The organism is Shewanella subflava (genome assembly GCF_025971955.1).
Lineage (GTDB): Bacteria > Pseudomonadota > Gammaproteobacteria > Enterobacterales > Shewanellaceae > Shewanella > Shewanella subflava.
On the sequence record NZ_JAPDMX010000012.1, the window covers coordinates 122,100 to 145,663 of the forward strand.

Genomic DNA, 23,564 nt, shown 5'->3' on the forward strand with positions numbered 1-23,564 from the left:
ACTTGAACCATCTTAGCTAGGTACTCGATTCTAATAATATTATTGCTGTAACAACAGCTTAACACCTTGATAGCCCAGCTGTCCTTTTAGCACTTGCTGGCATCCCGCTAATGAACTCGGGTGAACCACAAGCTTAAAGTCATCGATAAGTTTGTTCGATAATCGTCCGTCACGGCAAGCTTGCCCAATCCATTGCTGATCCCCTGATGAATTGGCAGCCATATTAACTGAAACAGCTTGATTAGCTAATTCAAAATTCATCAATCGCCAATGGCTATCATCAATATCAGCTTGGCTACCTGAGGTTAAATAATGCGATACTCCGCTGAAATTTATTTTGCCACGATTATCTTTACTCGCTTGAGTTTGCTCGATAACCCACACACCATGTTCACCAATAACCGATAGATGTTTATCAGCAAGATTAACTAGCAGTGCGGTATTTTCATCCACCCCAAACCCCATTTCACTCTCGGTTGATGCTGTTAACATTAACAATCTAATTTGGCGTGCGCGCTCAGAAAAATGGGTATCCATAATACCAAAAGGAAAGAACCCCAAGCCACCTTCGGCACGATAGGTCACAGCTGTAGCAGGTGTTTTCCCATCACAGTGATTGATTTCACATCGCTCACTTGGCGGTTTTGCACTAAACACACCATGTTGCATAGCGCCTTCGCTGGTGCCGCCAGTGATCATATTTACCGCTGTCATCACAGCCGTTCCCGCACTGGTGCCGCCAATCACTATCTGCTTATTGGCCAAGCGATTTTTAATCAACACTAACGCTTTAGATGGTTTTTTATCCGGCGTTAACCATGCCGATAAGGTTAAACTTTGATCGCCACCATTTAAAAATAAGCCATCAATATGTTCAAGCTGCTGATAGAAATTATCGGGTGACTCACACAGACGTTGTTGTAATTGTGTGTGTTCAAGATAAAGCCTCGCTTTATCAGTATTTCCTTGCAGTTGCTGACGAAGCAATGGCAATTTGTCGCATTGATTATGATGTATACCAGCTTGCAAAGCCGCATCTAAGGGCAACCAAATAACATCAGCGCCAGCTTGTTCAAACGCACTGCTGTAGAAAGAAATGGACTCAAATGGATCTCGGGCTGAAGCGGTTACAATGCCAATTAATGGGCGTGTCGCATCAGGATTTCTTTGCTGTTTTTTTAGTAAAGCCTGTAAGGTAAATAGTCGATAAATAGCCGGTCCATAAGGCTTGGTTGTGGCATCAAGCATGACCTGTTCTTGCAAGGGGCTACCATCAGTAGAGTGTTGTTCTTGTTCTAACAAATCGAGTAACGCATAGTATTGCTGATCAGTTAACTCATCCAATAAATGCTTATCAACCTGATAAACAGCGTCCTTTAACTGATTTAAATTAACGCTGCTTTTTGCTGCTTTTAGACTGGCTTTGCGAAGATTGTTAGTTTGATTTAAAGATAATGTTTGCAAGCTAAAATGATTAAGTGCTCGCTCAAGCCAATCAAGGCTGAAATGATATTGAATTGATAATTTGGCATTTGGTGAAAAAGTGACACCTTCAGTGCAGGAGTTTGATGACAATGAACTGCAGGTTTTTAAGCCTCCCCCGACCAACATTAAATCAAAACCTGGCGATAATGGGCTTGCCGGTTTTGATAAAACGCCTTGTTCAGCCCTGACATTATCAACAAACAACAATTGCTGTATCGAGATAAAAGCTAAGGCACTAAAAAATATAAATAATTTAATTTTAGAAATAATTTTCATGGTTGCACTCAAAAAAAAGTGTCTGCCATGTATTGACTCAAACATCATATTACGGATAGCCTCTTAACATATCAACAACAAAAGATTGTTTTTTATAACATGATATTTTCTGCAACTCTTTTCCAAAGATACCACTTTCGTAATTGGTATCTGTCTGAATGGTGGGACGAATAACCTACTGAACACGTTAGTGTTTGGTGGAGTTTTGTCTAGCCGTCTTACTCCCCTCTCAATCATTTGATTGACGTTGTACTACCTGCAAACATTTATTAATGCCAAGCGTATTGACTCACGCGCAGTGTAGCGACGTCTAAAAATTACAATTAGAGATTTATCGGGAGCTTACCATGAGAAGTTCAGTACTTTTATGCGCCGTGTTTGGCATGGCGTTATGTCCAGTTGCTTTAGCCGTTGCCAACGAATTAGAAACATCAGCACAACAACAAACCGTAGAAAGGGTTGAAGTAACAGGATCTCGCCTTAAAGGTGTAGATATGGAGGGGGCTAATCCTTTACAAAGTTTTAGCCAGGCTGATATAGCCCAAAAAGGTTATGGTTCTGTTAGTGAGTTTTTACGTGATTTACCCCAAGCCTCAAGCGCGGGAACATTTTCTGAGTCTGGCGGAGTAGCTGGGGCAGATGGTGCCCCTGCAGGCGCTTCTGGGGTCAGTTTACGCGGACTAGGTTCAAGCTCTACCCTTGTATTAGTCAATGGTCGTCGTGTGGCCGTTGATTCATTTTCTAACGGTTCAGACTCTTTTGTAAACGTTAATTCTATTCCACTTTCTGCCATTGAACGGATTGATGTTCTAACCGATGGCGCTTCATCGATTTATGGTTCAGACGCAATTGCAGGGGTGATTAACTTTATTTTGCGCAAAGACTTTGTTGGTCATGAACTTACAGCCCAATATGGTGATGATACTTCAGACCACGATGCCAGTCGCACTAACCTGACCTATGCCGGTGGATTCGAGACCACCAATAGCAACACAACACTTGTGGTTGACTATGCAACGCGTAATCCTATTTTTAATAGTGATAGACCCGTGAATGTGACCTATAAGTCTAATACTCGCATGACAATTGACGGAGATGACTACGCCGAGAATTGGTGTGGTGACGATACTCAAAAAAGTGGTAGCCGCTGTAACTATGACTATGTGATCCAGCGCGCGATTCAACCAGACTATGAAAACATCGGCGCGACACTGAATCATATCTATCGACTTGATAGTGGTTTAGAGTTTTTTGCCGAAGGTATGTTTCAACAAAATAATGGCTCATCCTATGAAGCCCCTGCGGGTTATACCGTTGATATTGCAGGTGATTCAATAAATGTTCCTCAATACGTTCAAGATATCGATATGCTCGATGGCAGCGTAAGTGACTTTATCACAATACGAACACGTTTCCCTGAGCGTCGAATTCAACAATATGACACCCAAAGCTACCGTATGTTAGCCGGTATTAGAGGTGATATTGCCGAATGGAGTTTTGAGTCGGCACTGAGCTACGGTAAATCCACTAATGAGATTAAAAACGTATCGGGCTATATGAATGCGACCAGTCTAGATATGGCAGTAGCAAACAATAGCTTCAACCCCTTTAATTTAGGCCAAGATAGCAGCGCAGCTCAAGTTGCTGCGTTGCGCGATCCGGGTGTTCGCCAAGGTGAGTCAGAAGTTTTATCGCTCGATTTTAACTTTGCTGGAGACTTATTTGAGCTACCTGCAGGCACGGTCAGTTCGGTCTTTGGCGGTGAATTCCGAAGCGAAGATATTTTTGATAAACCGTCTGTTAACGCCGTTAATAATGAAATTATTGGTTTAGGCGCAAGTGATGCTGCCGCCGATCGCACTCAATACGCAGCATATGGTGAATTTAACATCCCATTAGCCGATTCACTCGACCTAATAGCGGCCTTACGTTATGACCATTACAGTGATTTTGGTGGTGATGTAAATCCTAAAGTATCATTACGTTACAACCCCATCGATGATCTAGTCTTACGTGCATCTTGGAGCACAGGATTTAGAGCACCATCGTTATCGCAACTGGGGGCAGGCACTTCATTAGGCAGTCAATATATTAATTGCGGTGCAGATGAAGCTTATAACGCATTATGTGGCACTGCGGGAGCAGATTTAGGCGAGCTAGAGTTTGACCAGGAAACCTTAGGCAATAAAGACCTAGAAGCCGAAAAGTCCCAAGCCGTTAATGTGGGCTTGTCGTGGAATGCAACGGATGAGTTGCAATTCACTGTCGATTATTGGCGTTATGAGCATGACGATATTGTTGATATTGATGCCAATACAACGTTAGATTCCTGTATTAAAGACCCTGCTAATGTGGTCGGCAGCATTGCTGAATTAGGTGATAATTTTGGTTGCGTGGTTGATGGTCAGGGTGATATTAGTTTCCTACGAACAGGTTATTTTAACGTAGGTAATCAAAGTACTGACGGCCTGGATTATAACGTTAACTATCGTCTGGATACTGCCACCGCTGGTACATTTAAATTTTATGTAGCCGGTACAGAAACCTTCTCATTTGAACGCCAGATTACTCCTAGTACGCCTGCTGAGGATTTACTCGGCAAGCTCAGTGGTGCATCAGAAACCGCCCGCCCTGAACGCGTGATTGATTTAGGCACAGAATGGCAAGTTGATAGTTGGAATGCCAGTATTTCAGGCCATTACATAAGCTCATTAGGCGATGGTGACTTTAAGTTTGATAATGAAACCGTTGAAGATTGGTTAACCTTTAGCGCCAGTGTGGGATACGAACTTAACGATAATCACAATGTATTGTTATCGGTGCGTAATCTAACCGATGAAGAGCCACCATACGCCTCTTCACCGACTAATGGTTATGCCAGTTCGGTACATGATTGGCTCGGACGTCGCTGGAATGTACGTTATACTTTTAAGTTTTAAATAACTTAAGCCCTGTAGGTCGTGCATAGCACGGCCTACATTTTCTTTCACCAAAATAAAAAGTATAACCATATGAAGTTACAAACAGCTCGAGAAATGCCAGATGCCTTCATCATCTTGTTTTTTGTAGTGTTATTTGCCGCAATTACCACCCACTTTGTGCCTGCTGGCTTTTTTGAAGTTGCCATCAATCCTGACACCAATAAATCTGCCTTAATTGCGGGTAGTTTTCAGTTTGCCAGCGACTATCAAGGTGTGCCCTTATTTGCCGAAAAGGGTGACATTGGTTTTCTTAACTTTGCCTTTGAAGGCATGGTATCGGGTGACAAATGGGGCTCAGCTATTGGCGTGATGATGTTTATCATTATTACTGGCGGCGCCTTTGGTATCATCATGCAAACCAAAGCGGTTGATAATGGTATTTTGGCGTTAATCGCTAAAACCCAAAAGTTTGAACTGGCTTTTATTCCTATTTTATTTGTGCTCTTTTCCGCTGGCGGGGCAATATTTGGTATGGGTGAAGAAGCCATTGCCTTTTGTATTGTGCTGCTACCTTTAATGCGCGCCATAGGTTACGACGGTATTGTGACCGTTTTAGTCACTTATGTTGCCACTCAAATTGGTTTTGCCGCATCTTGGATGAACCCGTTTAGTGTTGCAATCGCTCAGGGGATTGCTGACCTTCCATTGATGTCAGGGTTAGAGTTTAGAGTGATTATGTGGTGTATATTTACCGCTGTCGGAGTCGCATTTACCCTGCACTATGCCCAAAAAATAAAACGAAATCCTGAATTATCTCCCTGCTTTAGCCAAGAAGTGATTGCAACTGAGCCACAGGTAAAAGTTAAGTTCACTTTAGCCGATGGCCTTATTCTGACCACTTTTATGCTGGGTATTGTATGGGTTATTTGGGGCGTGATTGCCAGAGGATATTACATTCCCGAACTGGCAAGTCAGTTTTTTACCTTAGGTTGTGCGATAGGCTTAATCGCTATACTCAGCAAACGCCTAACAGTTAATGATGTGGCCAATGCCTTTAAAAAAGGCGCACAAGAATTATTGCCCGCAGCGATGATTGTCGGCATGGCCAAAGGTATTGTGATTATATTAGGCGGTGATCAGGCGGATACTCCATCAGTATTAAACACCTTGCTACACTATACGGGTCAATTTTTAGGGCAATTACCTGAAACCGCTTCAGCGATTTTCATGTACTTATTTCAATCCATATTTAATTTTTTCATCGCATCGGGTTCAGGTCAGGCGGCATTAACGATGCCGATTATGGCGCCATTGTCTGATATTTTAGGCTTACCTCGCCAAATTGCTGTATTAGCCTTTCAACTCGGCGACGGCCTGACCAATATTATTATTCCAACCTCTGCGGCGCTAATCGGCTGCCTTGGTGTCACGAAAGTAGACTGGTTTGTTTGGGCTAAATTTATATGGCGATTTATGTTGTTGCTGGTCGCAATTTCTATCACGTTTATGATTGTTGCCGTCAGCATCAACTTTAGCTAAGGGTTTTCATGCAATTATTCAAAAATGCACAAGTTTATGCTCCTAGGTATCTAGGTAAAAAAGATGTTCTATTGGGCGGTGGTAAGATCATTGCCATTGAAGATAGTATTGATCTCAGCGCAAATTCATTTATGACTGTCATTGATGCATCAGGACTGATATTAACCCCAGGTTTTGTTGACTCACTGGTACACATTACTGGCGGCGGAGGTGAAGGAGGCTACACAACTCGCACCCCTGAAATGCACATAAACGATGCAATTAAAGGCGGCGTAACCACAGTGGTAGGCGTACTGGGTACAGATGCTCAAACCCGCAGTTTAGAGAATCTTCTCGCCAAAGCCTACGCGTTAGAAGAGCAAGGCTTATCGGTATTTTGCTATACCGGCTCTTATCATTTGCCTATGGTCACCATTACCCAGTCTGTAAAGCATGACATTATGCTGATTGATAAATTTATTGGTGTTGGTGAAGTGGCGATTGCTGATCATCGTAGTTCGCAAATCACCTCACACGAAATGGCCCGACTCACATCAGAAGCAAGAGTAGCTGGCATGCTGGCAGGGAAAGTCGGAATTGTTAGTATTCATGTGGGGGATGAGCCCAGTAAACTCGATTTACTTGAACAGGTGATTAGTCAGTTTGATATCCCAATTACCCAGTATTACCCAACCCATATCAACCGCAGCAAAGCGCTGTTAGAGTCAGGGATTGATTTTGCCCTTAAGGGTGGGTTTATTGATTTTACCACCAGCACCACAGCGCAAATTATTGCACAAGGGGAAGTTCCCGCGGCTAAAGCATTAGCATCGGCGCTAGACAAAAATGTGCCAATAAGCCAACTAACCATGAGCTCTGATGGCAATGCCAGCCTACCTGTATTTGATACTAAAGGTAATTTAATTGATTTACAGATGGGACTAGTCAGCAGCTTGCATCAGGCTATGGTTGATGCGGTTAAACTCTTTAATGTGCCTATTGAACTTGCTTTAGCCTCAATTACTGAGTCACCCGCTAACATTTTAAGGTTGACTCAAAAGGGTCGAATAGCCGTTGATATGGATGCTGATATCAATTTATTACATCCCAACTCACTGGCAATTGAAGCGGTATACAGTAAAGGAAAGCTGGTGTTTTCGGAAGGAAAGCCCCGTATCAATACACCATTTTAATTATAATCAAAATGGCAAATCAGAGCTAGCTCAAGATTAGATGGTTAGCTTTTTAATGATCCTAATGCTGATCGATTTGCCCAACCTCTAAAACAGGTGACGCATCTAAATCTTCTGCATCCATCATGGTTGAAATCCGCTGCATGGTCGCCAACATCTGCGATTGTTCCCACTCTTGCATCGCTTCAAAACGGGCAATAAAGTGATCTTGCAAAGGCTTAGGCGAATCTTTAATTATTTCTTTACCCTCATCAGTTAAGCTAATTCCTACTTTACGTTTATCCGTTGTCGAGCGCTTACGTGTCACTAAACCACGCTTTTCTAAACGATCGACAATACTGGTAATGGTTGCCGAGCTTAAGTTAATGGTCTTAGCCACTTCTTTTACCATAGCGTCATCATGTTCAGCAATCGACAGTAAAACCAATAATTGTGGGCTTGTTAAACCTGTCTCTTTAGATAATTTCTTTGAATACAAATCAATTGCGCGGATCACTTGGCGCAAAGACACTAATAATTCTTCATACTTTTTCATCAACAAAACCCAATACAACACGAATAATGACAATACTAACAAAGCACAGATTGTTCATAAATAGCTTTTATCAGCTAATTATTGTCACTATAGCGCTATTAATCCGCCTAATTTCGCTGTTCTGGTTGATCTTTACGTTTAACCCCGTATCATAATAGTTTGATCACTAATTATTAGCAATGGATCATATGAACTATCAAAAAGCGTTAAAAAAAGTCCTTCCCACTTCAAAAAATATCCGTAAAGTCACCAAAGTATCCATCGAAAAGCTCTGTTTTTGGTTAGTGTTAAGCACTTATGTTTTTAGCCCTTTGTATACAATATATAAATCGAACTCAAACAATCATAGCAGCAAGTAACACTTTGCTTACCTGCTTCAGGGTTTACATCAGGTGATTAATCAATTGCTATAAATCGATAAGACGAAGCACAAAATTGATTAGCAACCTGCACAGAATTGTCATCATCTGTGGCCAGCAAAACGCAAACGATACACCTGAATATTGCATATGCCATTGATAAAGCGGTTTGCGGCTTTATGCATTTGCAGTTAAACATCACCTTTATGACCAAAGAGTATCAACCTAACGGCGAACATTTTGGTTGCCATTGTTAGCATCTAAAGCTGCATTCCTGACTAAATAAAAAATCATTAAAAATAAAAAAGCACCCTAAAAAATATTGTTTATACTTTTATATGATGATTATCTTAAATGGATTTATAGGTGTAATTGACTCTAATGAAACATGAAAATGACGTCAATTAATCGATACTAATTACCTTGCCTGACAATTTCGGTTTCACGCACTAGCCGATGGAAGTCGCCATAACCTATCACTTATAGGCCACAAAAAGATAACCCATCATTGAATGGAAAGCTTTGATGATCAAGTAATCAGCAACCTTAGCGCAGGAAAGCACCGCTGAGGTGAAGTGCTTAAGGTTTATTATGTTTTCTACTCTCAAATTGAAACAGCAATTAGCGCTATCATTTACTTTGTTAATTGTGCTTTTGCTGGTTATTGCTGCTATCGCTAGTATTGCAATTGATAAAGGCCAAGATAATCTGGCTGAATACCGAGCATTCTCACAAGACAATGACCTAACACTGAGAATGTCAACACAACTATTAGAAACCCGCCTAGCTGTAGTGAATTTTTAAAAGATCCTAGCCAAGAGTTAATCACTACATTTACGGAGTCGATGGCTGTATTAGAAGAGTTAATCAGTAAAGCAAAAATCGAAATCCAAAATCCTGCTCGTAAAATCATCGTAAAATCAATTGACGAAGACATACAAAAGTACAATGCAGGTTTTCAGGACGTCGAAAAGCTGTTTGCTAAACGCAGCCAATTAGTAGAAACAATGGATAGATTAGGCCCAGAAGCACGCACCCTACTATCTAACATTATTGATTCAGCCCATGAAGATGAAGATGCTAACGCGGTATTTTACACATCACTAGCCATTGAAAAACTCATGTTGGTGCGTCTTTATGCGGGTAAGTTTTTATTAGCCAATAAACATGCAGATGCTGATCGTACAAGTTCTGAAATGATCTTATTAAAACAAGCATTAGGTACGCTGGATGCAGAGCTTCAAAACCCACAGCGTCGCCAATGGTTAACTCAAGCCACAGATGAAATAAACCAATACAATAGTACCTATATTGAAGTGGTTAATACGATTAATAATCGTAATAGTATTGTCCAAAACACATTAAATACCCTTGGCCCCATTATTCTTAATGACTTAAGTAAGTTGATTACCTCGGTACATGACGAGCAGGTTGCACTTGGCGATACAGCCGTTGAGCAAAGTAATGAAATGGAATTCACATTAATTACTGTGGTTTTAATTTCTTTGGCCACAGCGATAGCATTTACATTTTATGTCACCAAAACCATCATACGTCCCATTGGTGGCGAGCCAAGAGACATTGAGGCTCTGGTAAAAAGAATTGCGGAGGGTGATTTGACCCTCAAGGCCAGTTCTGCCCAACAAGCCACAGGTATTTATGCCGCAATGCTACTAATGACGGATAAAGTCTCCACCTTGATTAAACAAATCAATATAGCCAGTAATAAATTAACGGATGAAGCGGGAGCATTATTAAATGTTACCGATCACACAGCAAATGCCAGTGATAACCAAATGGACATGCTGTCGCAAACCGCCACAGCAATGGAAGAAATGACATCAACGGTACATGAGATAAATCGAAGCGCCCAAAACGCCGCCGACTCAGCCCGCACTGCGCAGCAGGAGGCACAAAAAGGCCAACAAGTTGTACAAGTCAACACGCATAACATCAACCGCTTGGTCGCTAAAATTAATGATGTCAGTAGTATTATTGGCAACCTTGAAAAAGAAACCAATAACGTAGGTAATATTTTAGGTGTGATTGGCAGTATTGCCGAACAAACCAATTTATTGGCATTAAACGCTGCTATTGAGGCGGCAAGAGCTGGTGAACAAGGGCGAGGCTTCGCTGTAGTTGCCGATGAAGTGAGAACCCTAGCTAGCAGAACCCAAGAATCAACTTCACAAATCCAAACCATGTTAGGTACACTGCAGGCTGAAACAAAGCGCTCTGTTGAATCTATGGCAAGTACCACACTAGAAGCCTCCCAAACGGCTGAAGCGTCAGAACAAACCAATAGTGCTTTAGCGTTAATTATTAACTCTGTTGGGACTATCAATGATATGAACCATCAAATTGCCAGTGCCTCAGAGGAGCAAAATGTGGTTGCTGAAGAAATCAACCGCAGTATTGGGGAGGTGCATTTAATCTCTAAAGATACCGCAGCGGGTGCGCGTAGTAGTGTGGCATCTGCCAAAGCGGTGCAGGAGTTAGCCCGTAAATTAAAAGAAAGTAGCTCGCAATTTAAAGTCGATTAGCTGTATTGAGCTAAATGCAAGGTTGGCCGTTACTCTCGACTAACTTTGCATTTCTAAGCTTGATTGCTAAATAATATCGGCCCAATAATCGACCTCAGCCCGCTCGCATCATCCATCAAGCTCACCATGGATAATCTTTGAAAATGTCACTGCCTTATCTCAGTAGCCATACTTATTTTTCGGTCAATTTTTGCAAGGTTGAATATCGATAAGCCATGGCATCTTCAATTGGCATCGCTTTAGCAAATAACCAACCCTGTACACAATGCACGCCAGCATCTCTTACTATCGCCAGCTCGGCCTCTGTTTCAACACCCTCAGCAACCAGACGGTAACCTAATGCGGAACACAGAGCTGACATGTGCTGAAACAACAACAAGCCATCAGTTGTGTTGGCAGCCAATAGCATGGAGCGATCAAGTTTAATATCGTTAGGTGATAACTTAATTAACCTTGAAAGGTTTGAAAAGCCACGACCAAAGTCATCAATCGCCACACTAAAACCACTTTGTTGCAACCTCGCCAAATTAGCCCAAGCTTGCTCGCTTCCGTCATCAAAACTGACTTCCAACACTTCTATTTGCACTTGCGCAGGATGTTTAGCATTCAGCTCCGCTAATGCTTGCATTATGCTCGGTTCGAGTAAGGACATAGGATGAATGTTGATGGAAAAAAATGGAAATTGTTGCCGTGCAGCCAACAACCTCAAATCATGCTTCACTTTATTAATCACCCAAAAATCAATCATGGGTACGAGGTTATTGCGATCAAGAATATCCATAAACCAAGGACCTGACACTTTGCCATTAGGCTCTTCTAAGCGTAAAAGTGCCTCAAACCCGATGACTGTTTTAAGTTCAATGTCTACTTTAGGCTGGTAATGCAACATCAACTGGCCATTATCAATATGATTTAACACTTCATTGAGCTCTTCAGTTCGATTAATCGACACCCGTTGTTTTGAGGTATAACGGGCTTCTGCATCAAGCTGATGAATTTCAGTAAATTTTAACTTGTGACTGAGTTTTTCAATCAAATTAGAATTATTGGCAAACCGGCTGGAAAACTGCACAAACGGTAAATAAATAAACACGTTCAATGTAATTAACAACGCTTGATAAAGTACCGCTTTAACATCGCCGCTAATTAACCAACTGTTGAGTAAAACTGGGGTCATCCATGAAATTTCTTGCGATGAAAACTCAAATATCCCCGTACCCAATACCCAATACGAAATCACAAAATTAACCGAGGGCGCTAAAATGAATGGGATTAAATACACTGGGTTAAACACAATTGGCAGTGCGTAAACAATTAACTCACAAAAATTAAAAATGTTAAAAGGTAAAGACACTTTCATTAAAGCCAGTTCCTGCAATGATCGCCCTTTCCACATAGTGGCTATAATCAACGACAACAAACATCCGGAACCACCCACAATCACAAATTGGTTATAAAAACTATTAAGTGTCAGCCCGGCAATAAAGGGCTCTGTCATAATGTGATCAGAAAACAAACTAAAATAGGTGTTGTCACCATGAATACCGATAAACCAAAAACAATGGATGATTATCATCCTTAAGAAGCCCTGTACTTCAATAGACAAACTAGTGACGAAAGTCACCAAGCCCTGTGCTATGTCGCCGATTAACAAATCCAATATAGGAAGCAATAAGAATAACGTTAAGTACACCAGCACAAAGGGGACGATTAGGTTAATGTGTTTCATTAAAAATGAACTAACAATGGTAGATTTAACTAGTTTTAGCCATGAAAACTGACCAAAAAATCGTACCAAATATGGCACTAGCAGTGGGATAAGGATTGAATAAAAGTTAGGCCAAACAGAGCTAAGCATATAGCCCGCTTCCATTTTTATGAGGTAATTACTGTGGGTAATAAAGCATAAACACGCCAAAATGCTGCCCACTATGGTATTCACGCGTAAGTTTTTTGAGAGGTGATAACTTAATGAAATCACAATGGCTAATGGTGATATCGCCATAATCAAACGATGACTTTGATTTAGCACAGAAAAAATGGTCGACTTACTGTCAAAATCAGGCCAAAAAGGCTGTAAGCCAATCAGCAAAAAGGCCAGAGAAGAGATAACAAAGAAAGGAATTAATGCAATAAACCCCTCACGCATCGACAAGATAAGAGGCGTTTGATTCAAACTAGCCAAATGGTGAAACCAACGGCGGGGGGCAAAGTAAACTTGCGACAAATAAAGCACCTTTTATACATTAAGGCGGTTATTTGATAATAACTCACAAAGCCAACTTATCAACAACAAATTTATAACATCAGCCATCAAAAATAATTGTAAAAAAAGCTCTCTAGCACCATATTGGGTAACAGAGGTTATGAAGCGAAAGAGCATTATTGCAGCACATGCTATCCATGCTCCCCTTTTTACCTAGCCTAACTTGCCACTCTCCAGGGCGTGTTTATCTTCGTTTATTTTTTATGTTGAGAGATAAAATGACTTTAGGCAAGGCGGATAAGTGCGGGCATAGTTGCCCTACGTCAAGAGTATCCAACGTAGTATAAAGTCATTTTTGCCTCAACCCGAAGGGCTGATGGCATCAAATTTTTTAATTTGGGGCTAAATTGGGGCTTTTTAGGGGGGATTTAGGGCTATATTTGCCGTTTTGTGCATATATAGCCCTAAGTGAGGAAGGTTAATTTTTGCTGCTAGTACAGCTTAAATTTATTCTTGCCAATTTAAGATAACTTTACCAGAAGCCCCGCTACGCATGGCGTCGAAGCCTTTTTGGAAGTCGTCGATACCAAAGTGATGGGTGATAATTGGCGATAGATCTAAGCCTGACTGAATAAGGCTTGCCATCTTATACCAGGTTTCAAACATCTCACGGCCATAAATGCCTTTGATGATTAACCCTTTGAAAATCACTTTGCTCCAATCGATAGCCATATCACCACCCGGAATACCTAGCATGGCAATTTTACCGCCGTGATTCATGGTATCTAGCATAGAGTGGAAAGCCGAAGGCACACCTGACATTTCTAATCCGACATCAAAGCCTTCAGTCATGCCCAATTCTTTCATGACATCTTTTAAATTTTCTTTGGCAACATTAACTGCGCGGGTAACGCCCATTTTGAGGGCTAAGTCCAAGCGGTATTCATTAACGTCGGTAATCACCACATGGCGAGCGCCAACATGCTTACATACTGCCGCAGCCATAATGCCGATTGGACCAGCACCAGTGATTAATACATCTTCACCAACTAAATCAAATGATAATGCGGTATGCACCGCGTTGCCAAAGGGATCAAAAATGGCGGCTAATTCATCAGGAATATCAGCAGGAATCTTAAAAGCATTAAACGCTGGGAGTACTAAGTATTCTGCAAAGGCACCATCACGGTTTACCCCCACGCCCGAAGTATTACGGCATAAATGGGTGCGGCCACCACGACAATTACGACAGTAACCACAGGTGATATGCCCTTCACCAGAGACGCGATCGCCAATGCTAAAGCCACGCACCTCTTGCCCCATACCGACAACTTCACCAACATATTCATGCCCAGCAATCATAGGAACAGGAATGGTTTTTTGTGCCCATTCATCCCAATTGTAGATATGTACGTCAGTACCGCAAATTGCCGTTTTACGAATTTTGATTAATAAATCGTTATGACCCACTTCTGGTTTTGGTGCATCCACCATCCAGATACCTTCTTCAGGCTTTAATTTACTTAATGCTTTCATCTTAATAACCTATTGTTCCCGAGCCTAGGTTTACTTGATCTGAGATCAAATAATACCCATTTCTTTACCAATGCGGGTAAAGGCACTGATAGCATGATCAAGTTGCTCACGGGTATGTGCCGCTGACATTTGCGTACGAATACGCGCTTGCCCTTTAGGGACGACAGGGAATGAGAAACCAATCACGTAAATGTTTTCCGCTAATAATTTGTTGGCAAAATCACTGGCCAGCTTCGCATCACCAAGCATGACAGGAATAATAGCGTGATCTGCACCACCTAATGTAAAACCAGCTTGGGTCATTTTTTCTCGGAAGTATCGGCTATTTTCCCATACAGCTTCACGCAACGCCTGACCCGTTTTCAGCATTTCAAGCACTCGAATAGACGCGCTGACAATAGAAGGCGCTAATGAGTTTGAAAACAAGTAAGGGCGCGAGCGCTGACGCAACCATTCAACCACTTCTTTTTTCGCCGCTGTAAATCCACCAGATGCGCCGCCTAATGCTTTGCCTAAGGTACCAGTGATAATGTCAACTCTATCCATCACGTCGCAATATTCGTGGGTACCACGGCCATTTTGACCAATAAAACCGACGGCATGTGAATCATCAACCATCACTAATGCACCGTATTTATCAGCTAAATCGCATACTCCTTTAAGGTTGGCAATAACACCATCCATAGAGAATACGCCATCTGTTGCAATCAAAATATTGCGTGCACCCGCCTCTTTAGCGGCTTGTAACTGTACTTCTAAATCAGCCATGTCGTTATTTGCATAACGGAAGCGCTTCGCTTTACATAAACGCACCCCATCAATAATAGAGGCATGATTTAGTGCATCAGAAACGATAGCGTCTTCAGCATCTAATAAGGTTTCAAATAGCCCCGCATTGGCGTCAAAACAAGAAGAGTACAAAATAGTATCTTCCATACCTAAAAATTCACTAAGACTGGCTTCAAGTTGTTTATGAATATCTTGGGTACCACAAATAAAACGCACAGAGGCCATGCCAAAACCATGACTATTTAAGCCTTCTTGTGCAGCGTTAATTAATTCAGGGTGGTTAGCTAATCCAAGATAGTTGTTGGCGCAAAAGTTGATAACTTTAGCGTGATTAACTTCAATTGCCGTTTGTTGCGCAGAGGCAATAACACGTTCACTTTTATATAAACCGTCAGCTTTAACATCGACGATTTGTTGATTAATGCGGTCGTAGAAAGAGGTTGAGGCCACCTGTTTTCTCCTAGATATTGGTTATTATGCTAATCCAATCCGCACGGTAAAACCTGTCTACACGGGGACTGGTAGTTGGAGTTGATGGCATTCTAACCTGTATTTTTGTTGTCCCACAGTGTTTTTTAAAGTCACAAATGCAACATGAACAAGATTAGGGCAATCGGGGCTTTCAAGTTAGAAAATCTAATGCATTTTATGACGTAATTGTGAAAATAACGCCTCAACCCGCTTACAAGTGTAGCGGGTTAGCGTAAAAAGGTAAGTGGATATTTAAGCAGCAACAGTCCGCTCTTGAGTCGCCCTATCACGATAGTGCTGTTCTAGGCGATCAAAGGTCGCAATTGACGAAGGTGTTGAATAGGCTTTGAAAATCATCATCACACGAAGTAAGCCATCATACAGGGTAGCTTTAGTAATTGTACTGATACTCGTTTGAGTTAACTGATAACTGATCCAAAAACTGACCATCATTTTAATCGTGTCAGCTAAGTCGACTATGCGTGCATCCTCAACCTGTAAAATACCGTCTTTTTTCAGCTTGCGTAACACATCACTCGATCGATTTAAGACTTGTTGTTGTGCATGAAGGTAGCGTTTTTTTAAGGCTTCATCTCGACTAAGAATATCGGCTAAATTGGCATACATAAAACGGAACTGCCATAAGGTGTAAAACATGGCATCAAAGTAACCTATCAGCAAATCAACGGTTATCGGCACATCATCATAGGGTTTAAAACCCGATTCTAAATGACTTTCATATAAGCTAAATATCGAGTTGATGATGTCTTCTTTATTGCGAAAGTGATAGTACAAATTTCCTGGGCTGATACCTAAATGGGCTGCAATATGATTAGTTGTGGTGGCACGTTCGCCATGTTCATTAAACAGCTCAAGGCTTGCAAAAACAATTTTATCGCGGGTTTTCATGCAGTTTCCAAATTTAACTAAAGTCATTTACACGTTCAGCGACATGATAATCGAGCGCCCATATCCCTATGAATTATGATTATGTTAACATTGTGTTTATCTGACAAGTGAAAATCTCAAAAGTAGTCAATTAATGTCTCGAATTCTGTATTCCATTTTTTTATATCTGCTGTTTCCATTGGTTGTGATTTATTTCGGCGTGCGCGCATACAAGAGTCAGGATTATCGTAGCCGCTGGAATGAGCGCTTTGGATTGTGCAAATGGGCTAAAACCGATGTTGTCGTTCATTGTGTATCAATGGGCGAAACCTTAGCCGCAGTGCCTTTAATTAAAAAGTTGATGGCGGCTTACCCTGATTATCGATTTACCATTACCACCACAAGCCCAACAGGTTCTCATGAGGTAATTAAAGCGTTTGGTGATAGCGTACAGCATTGCTATTTACCATTAGATTTTGCCTACGCGGTGAAACGTTTTTTACGTCAAACCCAGCCCAAAATCCTGATAATAATGGAAACGGAGTTGTGGCCAAACTTATTGTATTTTGCCGACAAACAACAAGTAAAATTGGTGCTAGCCAATGCGCGTCTTTCGGCAAAGTCGGCGAAAAAATATCAAGATAAAGCATGGCTAACTAAACCTATGCTGAAACGATTAACGACTCTTGCAGTGCAAACGCAAGCTGAGGCTGACCGTTTTGCCGCGCTAGGTATCGCATCGGAAAAAATACAGGTTTGTGGCAGTGTAAAGTTTGATTTAAGGGTTGATCCGCTAAAACAGCAACAAGCAAAATCACTAAGACAACAATGGCAGCGTGCAGATGCGCCAGTCTGGATAGCGGGCAGTGTGCATCCTGGTGAGTTTGATGCCATGTTGAGTGTACATAAGCAAATTTTAGCACTGTACCCCAATGCATTATTGATTATGGCTCCGCGCCATCCTGAGCAATTTAACTTGGCGGCGATTACTGTGACTCAATCGGGATTGCAGTTAGCGCGTCGCAGCATGAATGACGAAGTGGAGCAGCAAACCGAGGTTTTATTGGCTGACACCATGGGGGAGTTAGTGATGTTGTATGGCACAGCAGATCAAGCTTTTGTGGGTGGCACTTTAGTTGATAATGGGGGACATAATCCACTCGAACCTGCAGCGATGGGGCTAACGGTGACCGTTGGGCCAAACCATTGGGATTTTGCTGAGATTACCACATTACTCGAACAAGCCGGTGGGCTAAAAGTGGTTGCCAATGCAGATGCGTTAGCGGCGACGTTATTGCATTACTTTGCCGATAATGAGGCTTACCAACAAGCAGCGCAAGCCGCAGCTAATGTGGTAGAACAAAACCGCGGCGCGTTAGATAAGCAGTGCCAACTTATTATGCAGCAGTTAAAGGATTAGCCATATTTACAAGTCAATGGGGTTAAGCGTTTGATACCCTTCCAGTAATTGCTGCCAATTTTGACGGTTAAATTGCAAAGCCGGTAGCTTGGTTTGCTCTTTATTAAATGAGCGCAGCAATCTTTGCAAGTTAGCCTGTTGCCATTTAGCGTGCGGTGATTTGAGTTCCCCACGGTCAAAATCAATTAAATAAAATTGCTCACCGGTTATCAGAATATTTTTTGCATTAAGATCGGCATGATACACACCTCTAAGATGAAATTTAGCGATGGTCTCACCTAACTTATGCCATAAGGTGTTGGCCATTGTTTGGTGCGCTAAATGCGCCACCAGATCTTTGGCACCGTCAACGCGTTCAATAATGATATCGGCTCGATACCATAAACCAAAGCGTTCAATTTTGGCTGCGATAGGATTCGGTACGGCAAATCCCTCCTGATAAAGCAGGGCTAATAACGCCAATTCAGCATACGCGCGCGTTTGGTTTAATCCTGTATATAAATAGGCATCACGGCTAAACTTCTCCATCAATCCACCACGCCAATAATGACGTAAAACCCATTGTTGATGTTGATGCTCAGCACCCGTTTGCACAAACCAAGTGGTGTAACGCCCTTTTGATTGCCCCACTACGGCATTCAGGTTTTGCCAATATTCAACTGTAAAGCTGTCAGCAGTTAATTTTTTGGCGGATGGGGAGCACCAAGCGATGACGCCATTGGGGATAGATTTTACCTGCATGAATACTTGATAACCCTGCTAGATCAAAAAGACATTATACCTTAAGATCACAGACTTGCATTCACTGGCAACTTAGCTTGCTTAACCTAATGTTGGATACCGATGACGTTTGACCCTAAGAACATGAAATCTTTATGCCTTTTAAGGTTGTCTGCCATTGGGGACGTATGCCATGCCGTGGCAATGGTTCAGGCTATTCAACGTGAATATCCTCAATTACCCATAACCTGGGTGATAGGTAAAGTTGAATACCAGTTACTCAAACATTTACCTGGCGTCACTTTTGTTATTTTTGATAAGTCAAAAGGTTGGCGTAGTTATGCCGCTTTACGTAACGCATTAGCAGGGCAAAAGTTTGATGTATTATTGCATATGCAGGTCGCCTTAAGAGCAACAATCGCATCATTAATGATCAAGGCTAAGGTGCGTATTGGTTTTGATAAAAAACGCGCCAAAGAAGGTCAATGGCTAGTAACAAATCATGCTATCTCCGCTCAGCAAGCGCCACATGTTTTAGATGGTTTTATGGGTTTTGCCAAAAGCATTGGTGTGAAAGACCTCACTCCACGTTGGCATATTCCGGTTCCACAAGCTGACCAAGATTATGCCAAATTACTGATTGCTGATGATGAAAATGTGTTAGTTATCTGCCCTGCAGCCAGTAAAGCAGAACGTAATTGGCTACCTGAACGATATGCTGCCGTCGCGGATCATGCCGCACAGAAAGGATACCGGGTGATACTGTGTGGTGGACCGAGTGAGCTAGAGCGTAATCTAGCGGCAAGTATTATTGAACATGCTCAATGTGATATAGATAATATCATAGGTAAAACCGCCTTAACCCAGTTACTTGCGGTATTAAAACGAGCTAAAATTGTTGTTGCCCCAGATACAGGCCCCTTGCATATGGCCGTTACCCAGGGCACGGCGGTGATTGGCTTGTATGCGCACTCTAATCCTGGCAGAACCGGCCCTTATTTGTATCGTGAAAACACGGTAAGTGTTTACCCACAAGCAATTGCTATGCAAGTTAAGGGCGATATCCCTTGGGGAAAACGGGCCAAAGGGGAGAATTTAATGCAAATGATAACCCTAGATAGCGTGATTCAAGTGTTCGATCGCATTTCATCTTAAGCATATAAATGGTATAAATAGCCCCCTTCGTTCGTTGTTTGTGTAAGTGCATTAATACTCGCTTTATGGATGAGTATCGAGTTGTGCTAATTATGGAAAATTATTATTGTCGACCTTATGTCGCAATGGGAAAAGCTTAATGCCAAAAGCGCCTGTGATTTTGTTTGTTCCGGTTTCCTCTGAAGAGGGAATTGGTGAGTACATGCGCTCAAAAATTGTGGCTGACGCAATTATGGCACGCTGGCCAGATGCGCATATCGAATTTGTATTAAACAGTTTTGCACCGTATGCCAACGCCTGTCCTTATCCTGCTCATCTAGTCAATGACACCCCGACAAAGCGAATTAAAGAAGTTAACCAATTGGTTACTCGCCTCAAGCCCGATTTAGTTATTTTTGATGCTGCAGGAAGAAAATCACAATTAAAACATGCATATAAATGTGGTGCCAAAGTGGTTTTCATCAGTCAACATAGACGCAAGCGGGCTCGCGGAATGAAAATTGAGCGAGCTTTAGTGACCCATAGCCACTGGGTTGTTCAGCCTGAATTTGTTATCGGTGACATTACTGCCCTCGACAAATTTAAACTCAATCTAATCAAGCGACCATTACCCATTTTTACTGGCTCTATTTTTGCCAAGCCAGATCCGCAAAGGTTACAGCAATTACAAGCACAATATGGCATAAAGCCTGGGCAATATTTAGTGTATAGCTCAGGGTCGGGAGGCCATAAAGTGGCGACCGATTTTGCCGCTGATATTTTTGCTCAAACTGCTGCCAATGTATTTAAACAAACCGGCATCCCCAGTTTAATGGTCTTTGGGCCTAACTACCCCAAAGCGTTACCAGAAATGGAAGGCGTGATCGCTATTTCGGCATTAACAAGCCTCGACTTTATCAGCTTACTGAGCCAGGCTCAGGCTGCTGTGCTGAGTGGCGGTGATACGCTATTACAAGCAATTGCATTACACATCCCCACACTTGCGGTTGCGGTATCAAAGGATCAGCCCAGCCGAATTAAACAATGTGTCCAGCATGAATTAGTGCTGGGTTGCGATATCAATGCGAACGACATGAGCCATACAGCAAGCTTGTTAGTTGATGCCCAAACAAGACAAAAACTAATTGATAAAATGCGGCTACAGGGCGATGCAGAGGGGTTAGATATTTGCATGGCTGAGGTCACTCGTTTATTGGGCGAGACAACTAATCATGCCTAAAAGTAGGCCTAAACAGTAGTTGTTAAGTAATAGCCTCTCGGTAAATAGATTTTCCATAATTTTCCCTATGATTATAAAATCAGTTTTCATCATGCAGATTTTCTGTTGTTAATCGCTAATTTGTAAGCCAAAAGTAGATTGTATGCATTAATCATTCTTGTGCTCACATCAAAATAGATTGTGCATCAAGGGTATTTCGCGGTAAGTAAAATGAGCTAGTTAAACGTTAACCATTATTCAAAATATGCTATGTTACGCATATCAAAATGGCAGGTGCTATTGCTATATTTTAATACTTATTGCCCCAAAGCTGAGGACTTATGCACAGAAGAGCGATTTATCCGGGAACGTTTGATCCGGTCACCAATGGACACGCTGATTTAATTGAACGCGCAGCGCGTTTGTTTAAGCATGTGATTATTGGCATTGCATCTAATCCTTCAAAGCAGCCGAGATTCACCCTTGAAGAACGAGTCGAACAAGTTAATTTAGTCACCTCACACTTAGATAATGTTGAAGTAGTGGGCTTTACTGGATTACTGGTTGATTTCGCCAAGGAGCAAAAAGCCAGTGTTTTAGTGCGGGGGTTAAGAGCTGTGTCTGACTTTGAGTATGAATTTCAACTAGCCAATATGAATCGTCGTCTCAGCCCAAATTTAGAAAGTGTTTTTTTAACTCCTGCGGAAGAAAATTCTTTTATTTCTTCGACGCTGGTAAAAGAAGTGGCTTTGCATGGCGGCGATGTATCTCAATTTGTTCATCCACAGGTGGCAACTGCGCTTGCGGCTAAAATTGCGCAAATCAAAGCGCAGCAACAAGGTAAATAATGTGATGTTAAATGGATTTAAACCCTCTATATTGGCGATGACGTTGGCAATGGTAACCGTCAGTCAAAGCGATCAACTACAAGCCGCCCCTTGGGTTGATACGTCAGATATTTATTTAAGAGCCGATATTCAAGCGCTGGCAGATGCAGGCGTGATCACCGTGCCTGTGAACACTTACCCGCTTATGTGGTCTGGCATTGGTGTCGACTTAAACAAAGCAGAACCCTCATTGATGTCAGCTGATCTTGTTGATGCTTTTGCGCGAGTGAATTTTTATTACCAAAATGCCATGAATAACCGTGGTAATACCAAGGTGAAAGCCACTGCTGCGACCGATCCTGCACGTTTTCAGCATTTTGGTTCTGATTATCGTGAACAAGGTGAGCTAATCGGTAGCCATGAATATATGGGTGAGCGCTTCGCTTATAAGGTCAGTGCCTCAGCGAATTATGATCCATTAGATGATAAAGAAGTCCGTTTAGACGACGCTTATTTTTCAATGATTGTGGGCAACTGGAGTATAACAGCAGGAACGTTGAGTCAATGGTGGGGACCAGGATTTGATTCATCATTACATAAGTCAAACAATGCTCGCCCAATGCCATCGTTAATGTTTAGTCGTAATAATGCTCAGGCATTTGAAACACCATGGCTATCTTGGCTCGGAACTTGGACCTTAACTGGTGGTTTGAGTATGTTTGAAAAAGAACGTTATGCACCACATGCTTTGTTATGGAATTTGCGTAGCTCTATTAAGCCATTAAAACAGATTGAAATGGGGCTGTCTTGGACGGTGCAATTTTGTGGTGAAGGGCAGGAATGTGATTTTGAGAGTGCCTGGAAGTCCATAACGGGTCAACGCGATTGTCGCGAGGAAAATGGCTTTGGTTGCAGTAATTATGGCAATCAAATGGCTGGCTTTGATATGCGTTTTAGCGAAAAAATTTATGATGTGCCAGTGGGATTATATCTTGAGCGTACCTGTGAGGACTCGAAAGGTAAGCCTTGGCAGATTGTCGACTGCGGTATGATGATAGGTGCAGATACCCGCTTTGCTTTTGACAGCCAACAATACAAATTATTTTTTGAATATACCGACACCATGGTCGCGTGTGGAACAGATGACAACGTATTTAATTGTTTTTACGAGCACAGCACATATCTAAGTGGTTCACGTTATCATGGTCGTGCGTTAGGCAGCACCTATGACAGTGATGCTAAAGTGTATGCTTTAGGATTAGTGGGCCAATTTAAAGATAGCCACGGTTTGACCTCTATTTTACGTTATGCCCAGTTAAATAAAGATGGGGAAAATAGAGGGGGTGAGTGGGCGCCACAACCGCCAAAAGAAGATATATTAATGCTTGAAGTGTCTTATCGTATGCCGATGCTGTCGGGCATGGTGACCTTTGGTGGCACCATCTCTAATTCGAAGTTTGAAGTAGAAGATAATGACACCGACGGGACGGTATTTGGCAGTTATGAATATCGTTTTTAGAAGTC

17 protein-coding genes are annotated in these 23,564 nt (G+C 42.0%); 10 read left to right on the forward strand and 7 right to left on the reverse strand.

Annotated features, from left to right (window positions below):
* Window positions 1-39 precede the first annotated feature (39 nt).
* Window positions 40-1,761 carry a cyanophycinase gene (locus OHT75_RS06630; RefSeq protein ID WP_264725705.1) on the reverse strand — a complete coding sequence of 574 codons (1,722 nt, stop codon included), beginning with the start codon at window positions 1,759-1,761 and terminating at the stop codon, window positions 40-42.
* Between the two features lie 347 nt (window positions 1,762-2,108).
* Here OHT75_RS06630 and OHT75_RS06635 point away from each other — a divergent pair, with 347 nt between their 5' ends.
* From OHT75_RS06635 to iadA, 3 genes are all read left to right on the forward strand, one after another.
* Window positions 2,109-4,700, forward strand: coding sequence for a TonB-dependent receptor (locus OHT75_RS06635; RefSeq protein ID WP_264725706.1), 2,592 nt, complete (start codon window positions 2,109-2,111; stop codon window positions 4,698-4,700).
* A 72-nt stretch (window positions 4,701-4,772) separates the two neighbouring features.
* The gene (gene yfcC, locus OHT75_RS06640; protein ID WP_264725707.1) at window positions 4,773-6,221 is read left to right on the forward strand and encodes a putative basic amino acid antiporter YfcC; all 1,449 of its coding nucleotides are present in this window, start codon (window positions 4,773-4,775) and stop codon (window positions 6,219-6,221) included.
* 8 nt (window positions 6,222-6,229) lie between these two features.
* A complete protein-coding gene (gene iadA, locus OHT75_RS06645) occupies window positions 6,230-7,393 on the forward strand; it encodes a beta-aspartyl-peptidase (protein WP_264725708.1) in 1,164 nt (387 codons plus the stop codon).
* A gap of 61 nt (window positions 7,394-7,454) precedes the next feature.
* On the opposite strand, the gene OHT75_RS06650 is transcribed toward iadA, so the two are convergent.
* The gene (locus OHT75_RS06650; protein WP_264725709.1) at window positions 7,455-7,928 is read right to left on the reverse strand and encodes a MarR family winged helix-turn-helix transcriptional regulator; all 474 of its coding nucleotides are present in this window, start codon (window positions 7,926-7,928) and stop codon (window positions 7,455-7,457) included.
* Window positions 7,929-8,878: 950 nt separating this feature from the next.
* Here OHT75_RS06650 and OHT75_RS06655 point away from each other — a divergent pair.
* Both OHT75_RS06655 and OHT75_RS06660 read left to right on the forward strand, forming a co-directional pair.
* Complete coding sequence (locus tag OHT75_RS06655; protein WP_264725710.1) at window positions 8,879-9,091, forward strand: hypothetical protein; 213 nt, start codon at window positions 8,879-8,881, stop codon at window positions 9,089-9,091.
* 41 nt (window positions 9,092-9,132) lie between these two features.
* Window positions 9,133-10,830, forward strand: coding sequence for a methyl-accepting chemotaxis protein (locus tag OHT75_RS06660; protein ID WP_264725711.1), 1,698 nt, complete (start codon window positions 9,133-9,135; stop codon window positions 10,828-10,830).
* Window positions 10,831-11,002: 172 nt separating this feature from the next.
* On the opposite strand, the gene OHT75_RS06665 is transcribed toward OHT75_RS06660, so the two are convergent.
* The 4 genes from OHT75_RS06665 to OHT75_RS06680 form a co-directional block, all read right to left on the reverse strand.
* On the reverse strand, window positions 11,003-13,057 hold the full coding sequence (locus tag OHT75_RS06665) for an EAL domain-containing protein (protein WP_264725712.1): 2,055 nt from the start codon (window positions 13,055-13,057) through the stop codon (window positions 11,003-11,005).
* 486 nt (window positions 13,058-13,543) lie between these two features.
* Entirely contained in the window at window positions 13,544-14,572 is a 1,029-nt protein-coding gene (gene tdh, locus OHT75_RS06670; protein ID WP_264725713.1) for an L-threonine 3-dehydrogenase, read from the reverse strand.
* Between the two features lie 45 nt (window positions 14,573-14,617).
* On the reverse strand, window positions 14,618-15,811 hold the full coding sequence (locus OHT75_RS06675) for a glycine C-acetyltransferase (protein WP_264725714.1): 1,194 nt from the start codon (window positions 15,809-15,811) through the stop codon (window positions 14,618-14,620).
* A gap of 273 nt (window positions 15,812-16,084) precedes the next feature.
* A complete protein-coding gene (locus tag OHT75_RS06680) occupies window positions 16,085-16,741 on the reverse strand; it encodes a TetR/AcrR family transcriptional regulator (protein ID WP_264725715.1) in 657 nt (218 codons plus the stop codon).
* A 133-nt stretch (window positions 16,742-16,874) separates the two neighbouring features.
* Between OHT75_RS06680 and waaA the strand changes: the two genes are divergently transcribed.
* Window positions 16,875-18,140 (forward strand): lipid IV(A) 3-deoxy-D-manno-octulosonic acid transferase, encoded by a 1,266-nt coding sequence (gene waaA, locus OHT75_RS06685; RefSeq protein WP_264725716.1) that lies wholly within the window; start codon window positions 16,875-16,877, stop codon window positions 18,138-18,140.
* Window positions 18,141-18,146: 6 nt separating this feature from the next.
* Here the strand turns inward: waaA and OHT75_RS06690 are convergent, their stop codons facing one another.
* The gene (locus OHT75_RS06690) at window positions 18,147-18,881 is read right to left on the reverse strand and encodes a 3-deoxy-D-manno-octulosonic acid kinase (protein WP_264725717.1); all 735 of its coding nucleotides are present in this window, start codon (window positions 18,879-18,881) and stop codon (window positions 18,147-18,149) included.
* Between the two features lie 102 nt (window positions 18,882-18,983).
* Here OHT75_RS06690 and OHT75_RS06695 point away from each other — a divergent pair, with 102 nt between their 5' ends.
* The 4 genes from OHT75_RS06695 (at window position 18,984) to OHT75_RS06710 (ending at window position 23,559) form a co-directional block, all read left to right on the forward strand.
* On the forward strand, window positions 18,984-20,015 hold the full coding sequence (locus OHT75_RS06695; RefSeq protein WP_264725718.1) for a glycosyltransferase family 9 protein: 1,032 nt from the start codon (window positions 18,984-18,986) through the stop codon (window positions 20,013-20,015).
* Between the two features lie 139 nt (window positions 20,016-20,154).
* Entirely contained in the window at window positions 20,155-21,234 is a 1,080-nt protein-coding gene (locus OHT75_RS06700; RefSeq protein ID WP_264725719.1) for a glycosyltransferase family 9 protein, read from the forward strand.
* A gap of 320 nt (window positions 21,235-21,554) precedes the next feature.
* Window positions 21,555-22,061 (forward strand): pantetheine-phosphate adenylyltransferase, encoded by a 507-nt coding sequence (coaD, locus tag OHT75_RS06705; RefSeq protein WP_264725720.1) that lies wholly within the window; start codon window positions 21,555-21,557, stop codon window positions 22,059-22,061.
* 4 nt (window positions 22,062-22,065) lie between these two features.
* Window positions 22,066-23,559: a capsule assembly Wzi family protein gene (locus OHT75_RS06710; RefSeq protein WP_264725721.1), complete on the forward strand. Its 1,494-nt coding sequence runs from the start codon at window positions 22,066-22,068 to the stop codon at window positions 23,557-23,559.
* Window positions 23,560-23,564: the final 5 nt, after the last annotated feature.